Annotated in this window: 17 protein-coding genes, 1 tRNA gene and 1 CRISPR repeat array; of the genes, 3 read left to right on the forward strand and 15 right to left on the reverse strand. The window is 69.7% G+C overall.

The window, feature by feature from the left end:
* Positions 1-75: 75 nt before the first annotated feature.
* The gene (locus ACZ48Y_RS07385; RefSeq protein WP_464739942.1) at positions 76-1,026 is read left to right on the forward strand and encodes a GGDEF domain-containing protein; all 951 of its coding nucleotides are present in this window, start codon (positions 76-78) and stop codon (positions 1,024-1,026) included.
* Here the strand turns inward: ACZ48Y_RS07385 and ACZ48Y_RS07390 are convergent.
* The 5 genes from ACZ48Y_RS07390 to ACZ48Y_RS07410 form a co-directional block, all read right to left on the reverse strand.
* Positions 1,004-1,666: an HAD family hydrolase gene (locus ACZ48Y_RS07390; protein WP_464739944.1), complete on the reverse strand. Its 663-nt coding sequence runs from the start codon at positions 1,664-1,666 to the stop codon at positions 1,004-1,006. The two genes, ACZ48Y_RS07385 and ACZ48Y_RS07390, sit on opposite strands and share 23 nt — an antisense overlap.
* Positions 1,663-2,562, reverse strand: a complete 900-nt coding sequence (locus ACZ48Y_RS07395; protein ID WP_464739946.1) for an MBL fold metallo-hydrolase — start codon at positions 2,560-2,562, stop codon at positions 1,663-1,665. The genes ACZ48Y_RS07390 and ACZ48Y_RS07395 overlap by 4 nt, the downstream gene beginning before the upstream one ends.
* A complete protein-coding gene (locus ACZ48Y_RS07400) occupies positions 2,562-3,302 on the reverse strand; it encodes a fumarylacetoacetate hydrolase family protein (RefSeq protein ID WP_464739948.1) in 741 nt (246 codons plus the stop codon). The genes ACZ48Y_RS07395 and ACZ48Y_RS07400 overlap by 1 nt, the downstream gene beginning before the upstream one ends.
* Before the next feature lie 9 nt (positions 3,303-3,311).
* Positions 3,312-3,878 carry a glycerol-3-phosphate acyltransferase gene (locus ACZ48Y_RS07405; protein WP_464739950.1) on the reverse strand — a complete coding sequence of 189 codons (567 nt, stop codon included), beginning with the start codon at positions 3,876-3,878 and terminating at the stop codon, positions 3,312-3,314.
* Between the two features lie 48 nt (positions 3,879-3,926).
* A tRNA-Arg gene (locus tag ACZ48Y_RS07410) sits at positions 3,927-4,003 on the reverse strand.
* Positions 4,004-4,079: 76 nt separating this feature from the next.
* Between ACZ48Y_RS07410 and ACZ48Y_RS07415 the strand changes: the two genes are divergently transcribed.
* Positions 4,080-4,802: an SDR family NAD(P)-dependent oxidoreductase gene (locus tag ACZ48Y_RS07415; RefSeq protein WP_464739952.1), complete on the forward strand. Its 723-nt coding sequence runs from the start codon at positions 4,080-4,082 to the stop codon at positions 4,800-4,802.
* A complete protein-coding gene (gene nrdR / locus ACZ48Y_RS07420) occupies positions 4,799-5,248 on the forward strand; it encodes a transcriptional regulator NrdR (RefSeq protein WP_464739955.1) in 450 nt (149 codons plus the stop codon). The genes ACZ48Y_RS07415 and nrdR overlap by 4 nt, the downstream gene beginning before the upstream one ends.
* Before the next feature lie 56 nt (positions 5,249-5,304).
* A CRISPR array of direct repeats spans positions 5,305-5,881; the repeat unit is 36 nt; unit sequence GTTTCAAACCCTTACAGGGCTGATCGCGGTTGCAAC.
* Positions 5,882-6,132: 251 nt separating this feature from the next.
* Here nrdR and ACZ48Y_RS07425 read toward each other — a convergent pair.
* From ACZ48Y_RS07425 to ACZ48Y_RS07470, 10 genes are read right to left on the reverse strand one after another with little or no spacing between them, the layout of a single operon-like run.
* Positions 6,133-7,737 carry an alpha-amylase family glycosyl hydrolase gene (locus ACZ48Y_RS07425; RefSeq protein WP_464739957.1) on the reverse strand — a complete coding sequence of 535 codons (1,605 nt, stop codon included), beginning with the start codon at positions 7,735-7,737 and terminating at the stop codon, positions 6,133-6,135.
* Complete coding sequence (locus tag ACZ48Y_RS07430; protein ID WP_464739959.1) at positions 7,709-8,938, reverse strand: glycosyltransferase family 4 protein; 1,230 nt, start codon at positions 8,936-8,938, stop codon at positions 7,709-7,711. The genes ACZ48Y_RS07425 and ACZ48Y_RS07430 overlap by 29 nt, the downstream gene beginning before the upstream one ends.
* Positions 8,938-10,113, reverse strand: coding sequence for a carbohydrate ABC transporter permease (locus ACZ48Y_RS07435; RefSeq protein WP_464739961.1), 1,176 nt, complete (start codon positions 10,111-10,113; stop codon positions 8,938-8,940). The genes ACZ48Y_RS07430 and ACZ48Y_RS07435 overlap by 1 nt, the downstream gene beginning before the upstream one ends.
* 1 nt (position 10,114) lies before the next feature.
* The gene (locus ACZ48Y_RS07440) at positions 10,115-11,374 is read right to left on the reverse strand and encodes a carbohydrate ABC transporter permease (protein WP_464739963.1); all 1,260 of its coding nucleotides are present in this window, start codon (positions 11,372-11,374) and stop codon (positions 10,115-10,117) included.
* 58 nt (positions 11,375-11,432) lie between these two features.
* A complete protein-coding gene (locus ACZ48Y_RS07445) occupies positions 11,433-12,758 on the reverse strand; it encodes an ABC transporter substrate-binding protein (protein WP_464739965.1) in 1,326 nt (441 codons plus the stop codon).
* A complete protein-coding gene (locus ACZ48Y_RS07450) occupies positions 12,755-13,744 on the reverse strand; it encodes a LacI family DNA-binding transcriptional regulator (protein ID WP_464739967.1) in 990 nt (329 codons plus the stop codon). The genes ACZ48Y_RS07445 and ACZ48Y_RS07450 overlap by 4 nt, the downstream gene beginning before the upstream one ends.
* A 49-nt stretch (positions 13,745-13,793) precedes the next feature.
* Entirely contained in the window at positions 13,794-14,243 is a 450-nt protein-coding gene (locus ACZ48Y_RS07455) for a hypothetical protein (protein WP_464739969.1), read from the reverse strand.
* A gap of 2 nt (positions 14,244-14,245) precedes the next feature.
* Positions 14,246-15,442 carry a type II secretion system F family protein gene (locus ACZ48Y_RS07460; RefSeq protein ID WP_464739971.1) on the reverse strand — a complete coding sequence of 399 codons (1,197 nt, stop codon included), beginning with the start codon at positions 15,440-15,442 and terminating at the stop codon, positions 14,246-14,248.
* A 1-nt stretch (position 15,443) separates the two neighbouring features.
* On the reverse strand, positions 15,444-17,099 hold the full coding sequence (locus ACZ48Y_RS07465; RefSeq protein WP_464739973.1) for a GspE/PulE family protein: 1,656 nt from the start codon (positions 17,097-17,099) through the stop codon (positions 15,444-15,446).
* On the reverse strand, positions 17,096-18,277 hold the full coding sequence (locus ACZ48Y_RS07470; RefSeq protein WP_464739975.1) for a hypothetical protein: 1,182 nt from the start codon (positions 18,275-18,277) through the stop codon (positions 17,096-17,098). Before ACZ48Y_RS07470 ends, ACZ48Y_RS07465 begins: the two co-directional genes overlap by 4 nt.
* Positions 18,278-18,337 lie beyond the last annotated feature (60 nt).

Here is an 18,337-nt window from a genome sequence, read left to right on the forward strand (position 1 = left end):
TCAGGCCGTCCGGTCCAGAGGTAGGGTCAAATGGCCGGGGATGGATCCGGCCAGAGCATAGATTGGAGTGGGCGTATGAAACCGGGGGGGCGTCCGATCGATGGCTACTGGGACCGCTACTACTGGGAAGTGGCGGGCCTGGCCCTGGTCCTCGCCCTCATCAGCCAGCTTCCCCTGGTCCACGCCGGCGACCTGCTGGCCGACGGCCTCTACCTCGTTTGGACCCTGGCCTGCCTGCTCGCCAACCGGCGCTGGCGCTATTGGCCGCGCCTGGTGCATGCCTTCGGGGTCATCGTGCTCCTCGCCTTCTACGCCTACCAGACCGAGACCAAGCTCCCCGTCGAGCTGCACCCCCAGGTCTTCGTCTTCCTCGCCTTCTTCCCGATCTACGCGATCACCGCGATGGCCGGCATCTGGGGGTTCTTCGCCTCGATCCTGAGCGCCGCCGCGCTGGGCTTTCCCCTGCTCAAGGGACCGGAGATGCTCTCGGTGGCCCTCTTCTTCTGGCCGATGTCCGGCTTTCTCGGCTTCAGCTACCACCGGCTGCTCAAACGCCTCGACGACAAGCACCGGCAGCTCTTGACCCAGGCCCTGACCGACCCCCTCACGGGGTTCAGAAACCGCCGCGCGCTCGAGGACGACTACCGCCGCCTGCAGGCCCTGGCCCGGCGGCAGGGCACCAACCTCCTGCTCTCCCTTTGGGACCTCAACGACCTCAAGGGGGTCAACGACCGCTACGGGCACCAGGCCGGCGACCGCTTGATCCAGCGCTTCGCCCAGGTGCTGCGCGACGCCTTACGGCAAAACGACGCCCTCTACCGCATCGGGGGCGACGAGTTCATCGGGCTGCACCTCGGCCTAAAGGCCCCAGAGGCGCTCGAGCGCCGGGTCAAGCGCCGCTTTCCCTGGGTCTCGTTCGGCTGGATCGACGCCAGCACGCTGAGCCTCGAAGAGGCGCTGGCGACCGCCGACAAACACCTCTACCGGGACAAGGAGAACAAGTTCACCGATCCGCTGGACGGCTGAGGCAGACCTCCCACCCCCGCTGCCGGGCCCGGCGCATGAGCCCGGGTTCGGGGTCCACCGCCACCGGGTGCCGGGCCAGCTCGAGCAGGGGCAGGTCGGCGAGCGTGTCCCCGTAGGCGACGTCCGGCGCGCCCCCCAGATGGGCGCGCACCCGCTCGGCCTTGGCCCGCCCGACGTTCATCGGGCCCGCAAGCCGCCCGGTGGCGACGCCTGCCACCACCTCCAAGGGGGTCCCCAGCGCCTCGACCCCAAGCCGCCGGGCGAAGGCCGCGAGCACCGGCTGGTAGGTGCCGGAGGCCAGGATCACCCGGTCCCCCCGCGCGAGGTGCGCTTCGAGCCGGGCCAGGACCGGGGCCTTTCGCTTGGGCCAGAGCTCGACCTCCACCACGAAGGCCCCCATCTCCGCCAGGGCCGCCTCGGGCATGCCGGCGAAGAGGCGGGCCAGGTCACGCATCCAGCGGTTCTGATAGGGGCGCTTGGGGATCAGGCGGGCCTTGGCCAGGAGCGCCCCCGGCAGGTGGGCGAGGAAGAAGCGCCGGTAGGCCGCGGCCTTTCCGTGCGCCCTCAGGTATTCGCCGACGCCCTTCCAGGTCTCGCCGGCGGTCAGCGTGCCCTCGAGGTCGAAGACCGCGGTGCTCAAGCGCCGATCGCCTCCGGGTGGTGCTTTTGCCAGTAGCGCACCAGGCCGAAGACCGAGTACGCGCTGGGGTTCGCGGCCTCGTAGGCCTGGATCGCCGCCTCGGAAAGCCCGGTGGCGGCCAGCTCCGCGGCCACCTTCTCGGCGAAACGGGGCACCATCGCCTCGGTGTCGAGCCCCGCCCGGAGCTGGTCCAGCACCCAGTCCGCCCAATCCTGCAAGCGCGCCTCGAGGTCGGCGAGGTGGGCCTCGACGTCGTCGTAGGGCCCGTAGTGGGTCAGGTAGAGCCACTCCGGCGCAAGGGCCCGGATGCGCGCGATCGAGGCCCGCCAGGCCTCCACCTGGATGTCCGGCGGCGGGCAGGGCGGGAGGACCGGCCCACCGCTCAGGCGCACCCCGGCGACGTCGCCGGTAAAGAGCACCTCCTCGAGCTGCCAGGCGTGGTGGTGCTTGGCGTGGCCCAGGGTTTCGTGGGCGACGAAGACCTTCTCCCCCACCCGCACCGCCTCGCCGTCGGCGACGGCCTTGAGCTGGGACGAAGGAATCGCCTCCATGCGGCCCCAGAGCGCGTCCATCTTGTCCTTGTAGATCTGCTTTGCGCTGGCCATCAGCCGGCTCGGGTCCAGGAGGTGGTCGTAGCCCCGGGGGTGGACGTGGACCCGGGCCCCGGCCTCGGCGAAGCGCCACGCTGCCCCGGCGTGGTCCAGGTGGATGTGGGTGAGGAGCACGTCGGTGACGTCTCCGGGCGCGTAGCCGAGCGCCTTCAGCCCCGAGGCCACGGCCTCGAAGGTACTCTCCGGCCCGCTCTCGACGAGGGCCACGCCTCCCTCGTGGGGCACCGCGAAGACCGCGATCACCCCCCTCTGGCCCTGGAATCCGGTGTCCAAAACGTGGACCATCACACCGCCTCCACTTGGTTTTTCAACGTGCCCACGCCCTCGACCGAGACCTCGACGACGTCGCCCGGCGAGAGCGGCCCCACCCCCTCGGGGGTCCCGGTGATCACCACGTCCCCCGGGTAGAGGGTCATGAACTCGGAGATGTAGGCGAGGATCTCGGCGACGGAGAAGAGCATGTCCCCGGTGTGCCCCTCCTGACGCAACTTGCCGTTGACGTAGGTGCGCACCCAGGTGTCCTGGGGATCGAGCTCGGTCTCCAGCCAGGGGCCGAGCGGGAGGAAGCCGTCGGCGGACTTGGCCCGCACCCACTGCAGGTCGGTGCGCTGCTTGTCGCGGGCGGTGACGTCGTTGGCCGCGGTGTAGCCAAGGACGTGATAGAGCGCGGAGTCGGCGCCCACGCGGCGCATCGTCTGCCCGATCACCACCGCGAGCTCCCCCTCGTAGTGCAGCTCCTGGGTCCAGGCCGGGTAGGGGATCGGCGCCTCGGGCCCGGAGAGCGCGTTCGGCGCGATCAGGAAGAGCCCCGGCTCGGCGGGAGGCTCGGAGCCCATCTCCCGGGCGTGGGCCGCGTAGTTCTTCCCCACGCCAACGATCTTGGTCGGCGTCGCCGGAGGCTCGATCGCCACCGAGGCCAGCGCCAACCGCTCGCCGGTGGGCTTGCCCCCGGGCCCCTCGGTGACGAAGACGTAGGGGCCCTCAAGCACCCCCCACCGCCCCTGATTGAAGCGCAGGAGTTTCATGCCCCAAGTCTATCGCCCGCGGAGAAGCATCCAAAGCGCCCGCGCGGCGATCGCCAGGGCCACCAGCAGCGCCGCCCAAAACCGCTCCGGACCGGCTGCGTAGGCCCCCCAGACGAGGTAGACCAGGCCAAAGGCCCCGCCCACAGGGATGGGATAGGGCAGGTGCCGGTGGCGGCGCCAGAACGGGGCGTAGAGTCCGGCCACCAGCAGCGCCAAGGCCACCGCCCGCAGCGTCAGCCCCGGCGCGACCACGAGGAAGAACCCGACCGCCGGGGCCAGACCCCCACCGCCGCGAAACCCGAAGAAGACCGGCCAGTTGTGGCCGGCGACCACCGCCCCCGCCATCCAGGGCAGGGCCTCCGGGCAGCGCAGCGCGAGCGCCGCGGCCAGCGCCCCCTTGGCGATGTCCAAGAGGGCCACCGCCACCCCCCAGGCCGGCCCCAGCTGGCGAAACGCCCCCGAGCCGCCGGGGAGGTCCCGCCGCCGGATGTCGTCGCCGAGCAGAAGGTAGCCCAGGATGACCCCAAAGGTCAGCGAACCCAGCAGGTAGGCGGCGAGCACGCAAAGCAGCGTCACGGCCAAAGTCTAAAAGAAAATGCCCCGTCCATCGGACGGGGGCTAGGGTGGCGGGCCCGAGAGGACTCGAACCCCTGACCTGCTGATCCGTAGTCAGCCGCTCTATCCAACTGAGCTACGGGCCCGCACAACGCCGGTCACCCGGCATCCCCTAATGTAGCGAATGCCAGGGGTTTTGTAAAGCGCCCCCGGCGTGCAAGAATGCCCCTGATGGACCAAGAAGACATCCTCGGCCTCGAAAAGCGCATCGTCGTCGTCACCCAGGCCGGGCGCGGGTTCGGACGCCTCATCGCCCACGCTTACGGGCGCAGCCGGGCCACGGTGGTCGTCGTGGACCCCGACGCCGAGCGGGCCACCGAGGTGGCCAGCGAGGTCGAGGCCCTGGGCGCGGAGGCGATCCCCATCCGGGGGGACCTCTCGGTCTCCCTGGACGTCGTCCAGACCTTCCAGAAGATCGAGGAGTTCTTCGGCGCGGTCGACGGGATCGTCCACCTCACCAGCGCCGAAAGCCAGACCCCCTTCACCGAGCTCTCCGAGACCGAGTGGTACGAGCTGATGGGGCACGACGTGAAGTCCAGCCTCTTCGTCCTGCAGCACGGCCTCAAGTACCTGGCCGGGGGCGGGTTCGTGGTGCTAATCCTGCCTCCCTTGAAGCGCCAGGAGCCCCACGTGGCCTCGGTGCGCGGCGCCCTGCGCGGCCTGATCGAGGGCGCGAGCGCGGTCTTCCCCGAAGAGGTGCGGGTCAACGGGGTCGTGCCCAGCCGCGACCCCGCCGGGGAGGCCTACGACCTGCCCCTGGTGCGGGCGGTGGTGGGGCTGGGCTCGATGGTCTCCGACGGCGTGCACGGCGAGGTGCTCACGGTGCGCCTGCCCGAGCCCCCGAGCCCCCCGGAGCTCTACGACCTCCTCGCCGACCTGCCATGAAGTGCCCCTACTGCGGCAACGCCGACACCCGGGTGGTGGACTCCCGGCCGGTGGACGGCGGCCTGGCGATCCGCCGCCGCCGCGAGTGCGCCGCCTGCGGCCGGCGCTTCACCACCTACGAGCGCCCCCAGCTCGAGCCCCTCATGGTGGTCAAGCGCTCGGGAAAGCGCGAAGCCTTCAACCCAGACAAGCTCTTGCGGGGGCTGAGGCTGGCCTGCGAGAAACGCCCGGTGGCCGACGAGGACCTGAAGAAGTTCGCCTACACCTTCGAGGACCAGGTCACCGCGCCGGAGATCACCGCCGAGGAGATCGGCCGCCGGGCGATGGCCTTCTTGAAGCGGCTGGACCCAGTCGCCTACATCCGCTTCGCCAGCGTGTACCGGGAGTTCGACTCGGTCGAGCGCTTCATCGAGGAAATCCGGGCGCTGGAGCAGGACGAGGAGTAAGGCCAAAAACCAGCGCACGAAAAACGACCCGGAGGAAGCTTCCTCCGGGTCGCGGTGTTTCAAACCCTTACAGGGCTGATCGCGGTTGCAACCAGTGGGTCACCCGGGTATCGCAGAAGCGTTGGGTGTCCCCATGAAGTTTCAAACCCTTACAGGGCTGATCGCGGTTGCAACCCCGGGAGGCCTTGCGCCTCCTCCCGGGCCCGCTGGAGTTTCAAACCCTTACAGGGCTGATCGCGGTTGCAACCCCAGACCCGCTTCCCGGCGGGATCGACCCTGTATGTAGTGGTTTCAAACCCTTACAGGGCTGATCGCGGTTGCAACTGCTTTTTCGCTCAACATGATGGAGCCCGCCTTGAAGAAGTTTCAAACCCTTACAGGGCTGATCGCGGTTGCAACCTCGGCTGGGGGCCTGCACCTGGCCCCTACCACAGGTTGGAGTTTCAAACCCTTACAGGGCTGATCGCGGTTGCAACGACCCGAAAGGTCTTGCGGCAAACCTATCCGAAGTACCTCAAGTTTCAAACCCTTACAGGGCTGATCGCGGTTGCAACCCCTGAGTGTCGCGACCCGGAACCCCGAGGCCTCGAGGATCGTGTTTCAAACCCTTACAGGGCTGATCGCGGTTGCAACCCTTCGCCATTTTACGCGCGTCCAGGACGGGGCAAAGAGGGCCAAAAGCGACAAAAGGGGCGTTTTCTGGAACCATTCCACCACCTCTCGGGGGTGGCGAATCGCGACTTGGCCGATGCGCATCGCACGCAACAAAGGAATACTCCCCATATCACAATTTGCCTCACCGAAACCCCGGGTTTTCAAGGTCCCCGCCGGGCTTTTCCGGCCCTGCCCCAGTCTACACGATCTGGCCTTCCGGGCACGCCCCATCAGGCGTAGACCGCGTACCCGTAGGGCCCGAGGGTGGGACCCTCGCCGAGGAGGGGGGTTCCGGTTTCGGGAAGGCGGATCGGATCGGCGGAGACGTTGACGTAGACGCGGTAGCCGTCGCGCTCGGCGGCGAAGATCCGGGGGTCGAGCTGGCGGACCCGGTGCGGGGCGAGGGCTTGCGGCCGCACCCTGGAAAAGAGTGCGTGCATCGAGGAGAACACCCGGGCAAAGCGGTGGTTCGGGTCGGCGAGGCGGGCCTCGAGCTCGGCCTCGCCGAACTTCTGCCGGTTGAGCCGGCGCTTTTGCCCGCTTTCGAGGTAGCCCTCACGCCAGGACGGGGCCCCCAGCCAGGAGAGGAAGTAGACCGCGGGCAGGCCGCTGAGGGCGAGCATGATCAGGTGGCTGCCGAGGTGCCGCCGGAGCCCCAGGGCCTCGTCCTCCCCCGGCGGGTTCAGCGCGTCCCACCAGGTCAGGTTGAGCTCGTAGGGGCGCGGGCCCTCCGGGGTGGCGCGGTAGGAGACCTCGCCGCCGTGCGCCCGGGCCCGGGCGACCAGGCGCGCCAGGTCCGCCTCCGGGATGAGCCCCTCGCCGGGGCGCAGGCCGATGCCGTCGTGGGAGGCGAGGAAGTTCAAGAAGGCAGCGCGCGGGCCCGGTGCCGCGAGGGTGCCCGCCCAGGCCGAGAGCCGCCGCGCGTCCATGCGCGCGTAGGCGTCGAGGACCAGCGGCGGCAGGGCGAAGTTGTAGACGAGCTGGGCCTCGTCGTCCCCCTCGCCGAAGTAGGCGACGTTCTCCACGTGGGGCACGTTGGTCTCGGTGACCAGCTTAACCGCCGGGGCCACCAGGTCCAGCGCGGCGCGGAAGGCCTTGATCAGAGCGTGGGTCTCGGGCTCGTGGAGCGAGGGCCGGCCCGGGGCCTTCCAGAGGAACCCCACCGCGTCCAGGCGGATCAGGTCCGCCCCCTGCTCGACGTAGAAAAGGAGCAGCCGCAAGACCTCGAGGAAGACCCGGGGCTCGCGGTAGTTGAGGTCCACCTGATCGGGGCCGAAGGTCGTCCAGACCCGGCGGCCGGCGATCTCGGTAAAGAGCGGGGTGGTGCGGGGCCGGACCACCCTCGAGGTGTCCCAGCCCTGATCGGTGAGGAAAGCCCGCTCCCACCCCGCCTCGCCGCGCAGAAAGCGCCGGAACCAGACGCTTTCGGCGGAGGCGTGGTTGATCACCGCGTCCAGCATCAACCGCCGCGACCGGGCGAGGGCCCGGACGTCCTCCCAGCCGCCGAGGTCGGGGCGCACGGCGTAGTAGTCGATCACCGCGAAGCCGTCGTCGGAGGAGTAGGGATAGATGGGCAAGAGGTGGACGCCAAACCCCTCTGGCAAGCGCCCGAGGAAGCGCTCCATGACCCGCAGCGCGGGCTCGCCGGGGCGGGTCACCTGGTCGCCGTAGGCGATCAAGAGCCCCTCGCCGGCGCCGAGGTCCAGCCGGTCCAGGGGGCCGGGCCGGGGGGCGGTCCGCATCGCAAGGGCCAGGGCCTCCCGGGCCAGGTCCTCGCCGAGCGATCCGTAGACGAAGCTGAGGTGCTCAATCAGGCGTTCCTTGGCGGGCTTCACGCAAGGCCTCCTTTAGCACCGAGGTCAACCGGCGGTAGCCGAAGTGGCGTTGGGCCAGGCGGTGGTTGTGCTCGAGGTCCGGCCGCACCCGATCCGGATCGGCGAGCGCGGCCTCGATCCGCGCATAGGGGTCTCCGACCTCAAAGAAGCGAAAGCCAAGCGGCTTGATCTCCTCCAGATACACCGGGTACCGCCCCACCCAGAGCGGCTTCTTGGCGTAGACCGCCTCCAAGAGCGCGTTGCCGAACCCCTCGTAGGCGCTGGGATAGGTGACGAGGTCGGCGTTTTGGTAGACGTCCATCAGCGCGTAGATCCCCTTTCGGGGATCGCGGCGGGGGCCCACCCGCGCGCCGATCTCGTAGAGCGGGACGCCGAGCGCCGCTGCCAGGGCGCGGATCCGCTCGGGGTAGGCCTGGCCCTCGTCGGCCCCGGGGTGGCTGATCACCAAGACCGCGTCCCACCCCCGCCGCCGGAGCCAGGCGGCGAGCTCGAGGCTCCGCTCAATCCGCTTTCTGGGCACGATCCGGGTGGGCTGCAAGAGGAGGGTCTTCCCCTCCAGCCCAAAGGCCCGGCGGAAGCTTCGCGCGTAGGCGTCGGGCGGAGGCAGGGGGCGCTCGAAGGGCATGACGTTCGGAAGGTAGAGGCTCTTGAGCCCGCGCCGGGCCAAGAGCGCGCGCACCGCTTGGTGGTTGATGGAAAGCTGCACCGGGCCCCTCGGGGGGAAGTAGCGCTCGAGCACACGGGGGATGCGGTGCTTCAAAAACCGCGGCCGTTCCCAGTAGTAGTCGTGGTTGTGGGCGAGCGCCGCCAGGCCGCGCGCCCGCCAGAGGCGAACCAGCGCCACCGCCAGGGGCAGCTGCATCGGGATCGCCCAGGCGTTCTCCACCACCATCGCGTCGAAGGCCTGGCCCGAAAGCGCGGCCGCGATCGCTTGGTAGAGCCGGGCCCCCGCGGCCTCGATCCGGGCCTCGAGGGCCGGGTCCTGACCCTCGCCGGAGAAGGCCTCGGCCTTGAGCGCCAGCGCCTCGGGGTCGAAGAGCCCCATCGCCTCGACGACCGCGCCGCGGTGCCAGGGCTCGAGCGCCCCGGCGAGCCAGAAGACCTCGTGGCCCAGCGCCTCGAGGCCTTCGGCGACCTTCTCGGCCTCGAGGCTCACCCCGTCCAGGCCCTGAAAGCGGGCCCCGGCGAGCAGCACCCGCATCAGCCCTTGACCCCTCCCGCGGTCAACCCCCCGACCAGGTAGCGCTCGAACCAGAAGAAGAGCAGCATCACCGGCACGGTGACGATCACCGCCCCGGCCATCAGGTACTGGTAGGGGACCTCCTGGCTGTTGAGGGCGACCATCCCCCGGGAGAGGGTGAAGATCTCCGGGGAGTCGAGGAACATGAACGCGAAGAGGAACTCGTTCCAGGCGATCATGAAGACGTAGAGCCCGACCGAGGCCAGCGCCGGCAGCGAGAGCGGCAGGGTGATGCGCCAGATCACCTCGAAGCGGCTGCAGCCGTCGATCAACCCCGCCTCCTCCAGGCTCGCGGGGATGGTCTCGAAGTAGCTGCGCAGCATGTAGAGGGCGACCGGGAGGGTCTGCGCGAGGTAGACGATGATCAGCCCGGAGAGGGTGTTGCGCAACCCGATGAGGGTAAAGATCGCATAAAGGGGGATCGCCAGCACGATCGCCGGGAACATGTAGGTGAGGAGGACCGCGCGCTCCATCCAGGACCGCCCCGGGAAGTCCAGCCGGGCCACCGCGTACGCCCCGAGGACCGAGAGGGCCAGGGTCAAGAGCATCGTGGTGATCGAAACGTAGGCGGTGTTGGCGATGTAGCGGAGGAAGTTGTAGTCGAAGAGCACCGCCCGGTAGCCCTCGAGGAGCTGGCCAAGGGGCCTGTCCAGGGGCAGGGCCAGGCTCGCGGGGTTGGCCAGGAACTCCGCCCGCGGCTTGAGCGAGGCCGCGAACATCGCCCAGAAGGGAAAGACCACCGCGAAGACGAAGACCAGAACGCCAACCGCGCGCAGAAAGCGCAGCCCCAGCACCTCGTAGACCTCGCTCGTCTCCGGGGGCAGCTCGCGCAGGCCGTAGACCGCAAGGGCCCCGCTCAAGGCCCCGAGCGCCGCCGACCAGAACGGCCCGAGCCCGACCAGGTCGAGCGGCAGGGCCAGGACCGCCCCGAGCAGGGCCAGGCCGAGGTAGGCGCCAAGCCGGGGCCGGGCGGCCACGAAGCGCGCCAGCCCGCCCAGGAGGGCGCCGAGCAGAAGCGCCCGGCCCAGGTGCGGGGCGCTGTCCAGCCCGAAGAAGAGCGCCAGCGAGAAGGCCGCGGCGAACACCGCCATCAGAGCCCCGACGGCGCCGGTGACCAGCCCGATCAGAACCCGCATCCTAGACCTCCCCCTTCGGCGCGTAGCGGAAGTAGACGGTCAAAAAGAGCGCCAGGATGAAGAAGAGGACCACCGCGAGCGCCGCCCCCTGCCCCAGGTCGGCGCGGGCGAAGGCGTAGTCGTAGACCTTGATGGTGATCGTCTCGGTGCCCGCGGCCCCGCCGGTGAGGAGGAAGATGTCGTCGAACTTGTTGAAGGTCCAGATGAAGCGCAGCAAGAAGAGCGTGGCCAAAATACCCGCCAGCTGGGGCAGGGTGACGAAGCGGAAGGTGGCCCAGATCCCCGCCCCGTCGACCTTCGCCGCCTCGTAGAGCTCGCGCGGGATGGCCTGCAGACGGGCCAGGATGAAGAGGAAGGCGAAGGGGAAGTAGCGCCAGCCCTCGAAGAGGATGACCATGGTCAGCGCCAGCGGCAGCTTCAGGGTAAGGCCGAAGAAATGGACCGGCCAGAACCGCTGGGAGAGGAAGGGGATCGGCTGATCGACGAGGCCGTACTTGAGCAAGAGGGCGTTCAGCGTGCCGGAAAAGGGGTCCAGGAGGAAGACCCAGACGAAGGCCACCGCGATCACCGGGGCCACGTAGGGAAAGAGGAAGAGACCGCGCAGCAGGTTGCGCCCCGAAAAGCGCACCGCGAGCAGCTGGGCGGCGAAGAGGCCGAGCAGAATGGAGAGCCCGGTGCCGAAGAGGGTGTAGGCCAGGGTGACCTCGAGCATCGGCCAGAACTCCGGGTCCTTGAAGACGCGCACGAAGTTGTCGAGGACGAAGGGCTTGGCGATCAACGGGTTGGGGGCCTCGCTTTCGACCTCGGGCCGGGTCTTGCGCGGATCCGGCCGGCCGGCAGCGAAGTAGGCCGCCTCGGCGCGAAAGGTTACGGTGAACTCGGCGCGCTCGCCCGGCGCCAGGCCGCCGAAGGCGCAGGCCAGGGCGCGGTCCTCGATCCGGCAGGCCCGGGGCAGGTCGAGGGGAACCAGGCCTGGGGGCAGGGGGTCGGTAAACCGGGTCTTGGTTATCGGGTTCTTGGTGCGGTTTTGCACCCGGTAGCGGACGACGAGGGCGTCCCCCGGCGCGTTCGGGCGGGCCTTCACCCGCTCGATGACCACCGGTTTGGGCACCCGCAGATCGCCCAGCTTGACCGGCTTAAACGCGATCCAAACATCGGCGATGACGGGAAAGATCACGATCAAAAGCACGATGGCGAAGGTGGGAAAGAGCATGAAGAACGCCAGCCTCGCCTCGCGCGCCTTTAAACCCCCACGTCGCATCACGTGCCCCCAAAAAGCAAAAAAAGAAAGCGTGGGGGGCAAGCGCCCCCCCACGCGGCTAACGCATCAGGGCCTCGACCGCGCGCTGCATCTCCGCGGCGGCCGCTTCGGCGGTGAGCTCGCCGTCCAGGTAGCGGCGGACGATCTTGGGGATCACCTTCTCACCGTAGAGCTTGGCCACCAGCGCGCCGTAGCCCGCCTTGAAGCCCCAGCGGTCGGCGACCTCGAGACCGGCCAGGATCTTCTGCACGACCTCCGGCGGGTAGATGTCCGAGATCGGCCGCTTGCGATCCACGCCGATGGGCAGCTTCGACCAGCCCTCGATGAACTTGTTGGGCGCGTCCATCGTGCCCTTACGCACCGGGAACTTGCCCTCCGGGGCCATCGAGAGCCAGTCCAGGTAGCCGTCGGTCATGAGGAACTCGACGAACTGCTTCGCGGCCTCGGTGTCGGCGTCGGTGGTGATGCCCATGTAGCTGATCTGGGCGTAGGACGCGCCCTTGGGGTTGTTCGGGCCCACCAGCCGCGCCACGAAGCCAGTGCGCTTGGCCAGCTCGTCGGTCGTGGGGTCGTCGAACGCGGTCACCGGCACCGAGTTCCGCAGCCCGGCGAGCTCATCGAGGATGAACGGCGACCAGATGATCTGGGCCGCCTTGCCCGCCATGTAGAGCTCGCGGGACTGCTTCCAGTAGAGGTTCCCCGGGGGGCTGGCCTCGGCCAGGCGCTTGTAGAACTTCAGGGTGTCGATCATCTCCGGGGTGTTGAGCGCGACCTTGCCGTCCTTGATCAGGCGCACCCCGTTGGCCAGGGCGATGTGCTCGAAGACCTGCTGGAAGTAGACCTGGCTGGGGTCGGTCGCGGCCACGAAGCCGTACATGTTGGGCGGGTCGTGGAGCGCCTCGATCGCCCCCAGGATGGCGGCGAAGGTCTTGGGCTCGGCCAGGTGGCGGGCCTTGAAGAGGTCCTTGCGGTAGAGCAGCAGCTGGGTCCAGCCGTCGGTGGGGACCGCGGTGTAGTTGCCCTGGTACTTGGCGAGCTCGAGCGCCCCCTTGAAGAAGGTCTTCTCTCCGAGCTTCTCGATGACCTCGGTCGCGGCCTCGGTGTCCAGGATGCCCTGGTCCGCCCAGCCCACCGTGTAGTCGACGGGGTGGAAGACCAGATCCGGCAGCTGGCCGGCGGCGAAGGCCGCGGTGATGCGCTCGGCGAGCTGGTTCTCGGTGACCGGAACGACGTTGACCTTGATCCCGGTCTTGGCCTCGAACGCCTTCGCGATCTGGCGCTGGATCTCCATCCGCTTCGGCTGTTCCTCGGTGGTCCAAAGCGTCAGCGTCTGCGCCAGCGCGAATCCCAACACCAACAACAACCCTGCCAAAATCCTTCTCATACGAACCCTCCTTCGTGCTTCACCGACGCGCGAGCCACGAGCTCGCACGGGAGCACCCAGCGTCTGGGCCGCTGGCCGGCAAGCCGGGCCAGCAGCGCGTTTCCCGCCCGCCGACCGAGCTGCTCGGCCGGCTGGCGCATCGTGGTCAGGGGCGGGGTGAGGTGGGCGGCAAAGCGCAGGTCGTCGAACCCCACCACGCTCACCTCCTCGGGGATGGCCACGCCCAGCTCCCAGGCGGCGTGGTAAAAGCCCAGGGCCATGCGATCGTTGGCGGCGAAGACGGCATCCGGGCGGCCCTCCCTCAAAAGGCGCTTGCCCAGGGCGTAGCCGCTGTCCTCGGAAAAGTCGCCCCTAAGCACCGCCTCCGGGACCAGCCCCGCGGCCTTCAGGGCCTGTGAGAAGCCCTCTCGGCGCTCGCGCCCGGCGCGCCGGGGGCCGGCGAGGTGGGCGATCCGCCGCCGTCCCGCCCGGATCAGGTGGCGGGTGGCCTCGATCGCGCCCCGGGTGTGGTCCACCCGCAGGCCGGGGGCGTGGTCCGGGCCCTCGCGCTCGACCAGCACCACCGGGGGGAGCGGCCCGAGCCGCTTTGTAAGCGCTTCCAGCGTGGCCCCGGTGCCCACCAGGACCAGGGCGTCGACCTTGCGGGCGAGCATCTCCTCGATGACCTGCAGCTCGCGCTCGGGGTCGCGGCGGCTCTCCGAGGCCAGGTAGGTGTAGCCCTCGGCGGCGAGGACCTCGGACAGGCCGCGTTCGAAGCGGCCGTAAAGCGGTCCCGCGGCGTCGGGAACGACCAACCCCACCGCCCAGGAGCGGCCCGAGGCCAGCCCCTGGGCCAGGCGGTGCGGCCGGTAGCCGAGGGCCTTGGCCGCCGCCAGGACGCGTGCCCGGGTGGCCTCGGCGACCGGGCCCCCGTTGAACGCCCGGGACACCGTGGCCACCGAAACACCGGCCCGCTTCGCCACCTCGTAGATCGTCGCCTCACCCATGCTGTAAGCGCTTACATTATGACACGCCGCGACCGGACGAAGGCAAGGGCTACTCCTCGTCCTCCTGCTGGAGGCGCACCCCGATCGAGATCACCAGGTCGAACCGGGTCGCGGCCTGGTCCTCGGGGATGAGCTCGAAGGACTGGATCCAGATGGGAAAGGCCAGCTTGGGAATCTGGGTCAAGAGCCCGTAAACCCCTTTGTAATCGCCCTTGACCTGGAGCTCGAAGGCGCCTCCCTGGGCGGGGGAAAGCCCCATCAGGGTGAGCTTTTCCACCTCGACCAGCCGGAGCACCGCGCGGTAGACGTCGGGCAACTTGCCGGGGTCCAGGGGAGCCGCGGCCTCGGCGGGGGCGAGCTGGGCCTCGAGCTCCGCCTCCCGGTCCCGGAGCGCGGCCACGTCGGCCTTGGCCGTCGAAAGCGCCCGCCAGTCGTTGAAGAGCCAGGCCGCCACCAGGACGAAGAGCACCAGGGGAAGGGTCCAGGGACGGCCGGTCATCGTCATTTCCTCAGCAGGGTCTGGGGCAGGTCGAAGAGCGGCAGGTAGAGCGCCAGCGCCATGCCCAGCACCAGGATACCCACGATCAGGGTCATCACCGGCTCGATCATCGAGGCCAGGCGCTTGGTCGCGTAGCGGACCTCGCGCTCGATGTAGCTCGCCGCCTGGTCGACCATCGTCTCCAGCCGTCCCGACTCCTCCCCCACCCCGACCAGCCGGACCAAAAGGGGCAGGAAGAGGTCCGCGCGCTTGGCCATCGCCTGGGCCAGGGTGAGGCCCTTGGTGACGTCCTCGACGGCCCCGTCCACCGCGTCCCGCAGGAAGGCGTTGCCGATCAGGTCGCGGGCGGCCTCGAGGGCCGCGACCACGTTCACCCCGCTGGCATACAGCGCGGCCAGGGTCCGGGCGAAGCGGGCGACCTCGGTCTTGTGCACCAGCGGCCCGACCACCGGCAGGCGCAGGAGGAACCGCCCGAAGACCCGCGCCCCCTCCGGGGTGCGCGCGTAGCTGACCCCGGCCCAGCCCAGGCCCAAAAGCCCGAGCAAGAGCAAAAGCCCGTTTTGCCGCAAGAACCCGGAAATCCCCAGCAGGATCTGGGTGGGCAGGGGCAGCGCCTTCCCAGCGAGGGCGTAGATCTTGGCGAAGACCGGCACGACGAAGAGCAAAAGCCCGATGACCGCGGCGACGACCACGAAGATCACGAAGGCCGGGTACATCAAGGCGCTCTTGATTTCCTGTTGCAGGGTGTAGGCCGCGTCCAGGTACTCGGCGACGCGGCGCAGCGCGACCTCCAAGAACCCGCCGAGCTCCCCGGCGGCGACCAGCCGGACCATCAGCGGGGGGAAGACCTCGGGGTAGTGGCCCATCGCCTCGGCGAGCGAGGCCCCGGCCTCCACCCGGGCCCGCACCTCACGCAACGCCTGGCGCAGGACCGGGTCCGTGGCCTGCATCGAGAGGGTGGTCAGCGCCTGGTTGAGGGGCACCCCGGCCTCGATCAGGCTGGCGAACTGCTCGGCGAAGAGCACCAGGTCGCCGATCTTGGGGCGGCGGCGGCGAACCGTCCGGGCCGGGCTCAGGCTCAAGGGGAAAAGCCCCATCTCCCTGAGCTTGACCCGGGCCTCGGCGGGGGTCCTGGCCTCGACGAAGCCCTGGTAGAGGCGCTCCCCCTCGGCGTCGGTGGCCTGATAGCTGAACCGCATGCTAGCCCTCGATCAGCCCCAGGACGCGCATCAGCTCGCTCACCGTGGTCTCGCCCCGTTTGACCAGCTCAAGCCCCACCTCGGACAGGTCGCGGTGCCCGGTTTCCTTGAGGTGCTCGCGGATCATCAGCTCGTCGTCCCCCATCGCGATCATGCGCATCACCTTGGCGTCGGGGGCGAAGACCTCGTAAAGCCCCACCCGGCCCACGTAGCCGCTCCCCCGGCAGTAGTTGCACCCGCGCCCCCGGCGCTCTTTTTGGATCTCCTCCGCCCGGGGGCCCAGGAAGGCGGCCTCCTCGTCGGTCAGGGGCTGCCACTCGCCGCACTGCGGGCAGACCCGGCGGGCGAGGCGCTGGGCCACCGCCCCGGCGAAGGTGCTCGCGACCAGGTGGCGCTCGGCCCCCATCTCCACCAGGCGGCTCACCGTGGAGACCGCGTCGTTGGTGTGCAGCGTGGCCAGGACGAAGTGGCCGGTCAACGCCGCGCGCAAGGCCGTCTCCAGGGTCTCCGCGTCGCGGATCTCCCCGACCAGGATCACGTCCGGGTCCAGCCGCAGGATGGCCTTCAAGGCCCGGGCGAAGGTCAGGCCGATCTTGGGCTGGATGGGGATCTGGTTGATCCCCTCAAGCGGCAGCTCCACCGGGTCCTCGACGGTGATGAAGTTCTTCTGGGGGGTGTACATGTGGCGCAAGGCGGCATAGAGCGTGGTGGTCTTGCCCGATCCGGTGGGCCCGGTGACGAAGAGGATACCGTAAGGCCGCCGCAAGAGCCGGGTCAGCCGCTCGTACTCCGGCGGCAGGATCCCCAGCTGGTCGAGCCCCCGCAACGAGCCCGAGGGGTAGATCAGGCGCATCACCGCCGACTCCCCCCAGAGGGTGCCCACGGTCGCGATGCGCACCTCGATGCGCCGCCCCTCGAAGTAGTAGGAAAAGTGGCCGTCCTGGGGGCGGCGGCGCTCGGCGATGTCCAGCCCGGCGAGGATCTTGTAGCGGGCGACGAGGGGCCCCTCGGCGTCCTTGGGCAAGAGCCGTCCCTCGTTCAGGACCCCGTCCACCCGCAGGCGCACCCGCAGGTGGTGCTCCTCCGGCTCCAGGTGCAGGTCCGAGGCCCGGGCGGCGATCGCCTCGCGAAGGAGCGCGTCGGCCAGGCGCACGTTGGGGGAGGCGGCCTCCATCAGGTCCTGCTCGACGACGTCGGCCGGCCCCTCGCCGGTCTCCTCGGGGATCTCTTCGTGGTAGTAGCGGCGGATCGCCTCCAGGATCTCGGAATCCGGGGCCAGCTTGGGCACGATCTCCTTGCCCGTCAGAAAGCGCAGCTCGTCGATCAGGCCGAGGTCCGAGGGCCGGGCCATCGCCACCACCAGCCGCGGCCCCTCCAGGCGCAGGGGAAAGACCCGCTTTTCCCGCGCGTAGCGCGCGTCCAGAAGGGAGAGCGCCCTCGGGTCGGGCTCGACCTCCTTCAGGGAGATCAGCTCCGCCCGCTGCTGGTCCGCCAGGACCTGGGCCAGGGTGGCCTCGTCGATGAAGCCCCGCCGGAGGAGGATCTGGCCCAGGGGCTCCCCGGTCTGCCGCTGTTCCTCGAGGGCGGCGTCGAGCTGCACCTGGGTGAGGTGGCCAAGGCGCACCAGCAGCTCGCCGAGGCGCGGGGGCAGCTTCATCGCTCGATCTCCCACACGTAAAGCCCCTCCTCCCGGTTGACCTCGCCGAGCCGCCCCTGGATGCGCTCGGCGAGGTCGATCGGGGCGTAGGGGTTGAGGGCCTTGCCGCTGAGCTGGATGCCGTCGGTGCCCGCGGATAGCCGCTCGAGCCAGAGGTCCTTGGGCCTTTGCTCCGCCACCTGGCGCAGCACCCAGGCCCCGACGCCCTGGGGCAGGGGCTCGGCCTCCGGAGAGAGGAGGGCCTGCTCGAGCTCCTGCACCGTGGCCTCGAGCTGGGTGCGCTGCTCGACCCAGCGTCGCCCCTCGGCGGCCAGCCAGCTGTGGGCCAGAAAGCCCCCGCTCAGGATGAGCGCGCTCAAGAACAGCGCCAGCTGGCGGTCCCGGGGCATCCCCTGGCCGAGCCGCGCGGGCCGGGGCCGCAGGTCGAGGAGCGGGGCCTGCCGGGCCCAGGCGGCGCGCTTGAGCTCCTCCAGCGGCAGCCCGTAGACGACCTCGTTCGCCGGGAGATCGGCGAGCTTCGGGGGCTCGGGCAGGCCGAAGACCAGCGCCACGTCCACCGGAGGCGGGACCTCGAAGAGCATGAGGGTGCGCAGGATCTCCTCGGCCAGCGCCTCCCGGTCGTCGAACGACGAGGCCAGCCGGCGAAAGCCCGCCCAGCGCTCCCCCTCGAAGGCGGCGAGCGTCCGCGCCTCGACCTCGAGCACCAGCGTCCTCAGCTCGCCAAACCGCCCCTTGGCCACCCGCCAGAGCACGAGCGGCCAGGGCTCGATGCGCCTGGCTCCGAGCCTACGCACCATCTCCCGGGCCACCTGCCGGGGCAAGGCAGCGAAGAGGACCCGGGCACGGCGCCGATCCCCCGGGTCCATCAGGTCGTAGTCGACGACCAGCTCCTCCTCCCCCCAGAGCTGGCTGCGCTGGGCCTCGGCGAGGACCGCCTCGTCGAGGGGAAAGTCCTCGAAAAGCGGCAGCTCGACGCTGTGCAAGAGGACCAGCTCCGGGCTCAGGGCGAGGTAGACCCGCCCGCGGGCCCGGGCCTTGCGCAGCGCCTTTTTGACCTCGCGGATCAGGCGCGGAAAGTCCGGCCGGCCCTCCTCGGTGAGCAGGGGTTCGGTGTCGAACACCCTGAGGGTATGGGTGTGCACGTAGATGCGCTCGACGGTGCAGAGGACCTCGGCCATGGCGTGCTCCCATTCTACGGCGAAGAAGGGGGCGGCCTAGGCCGCCCCCGCTCCGTGCTT

Source organism: Rhabdothermus arcticus (genome assembly GCF_055382915.1).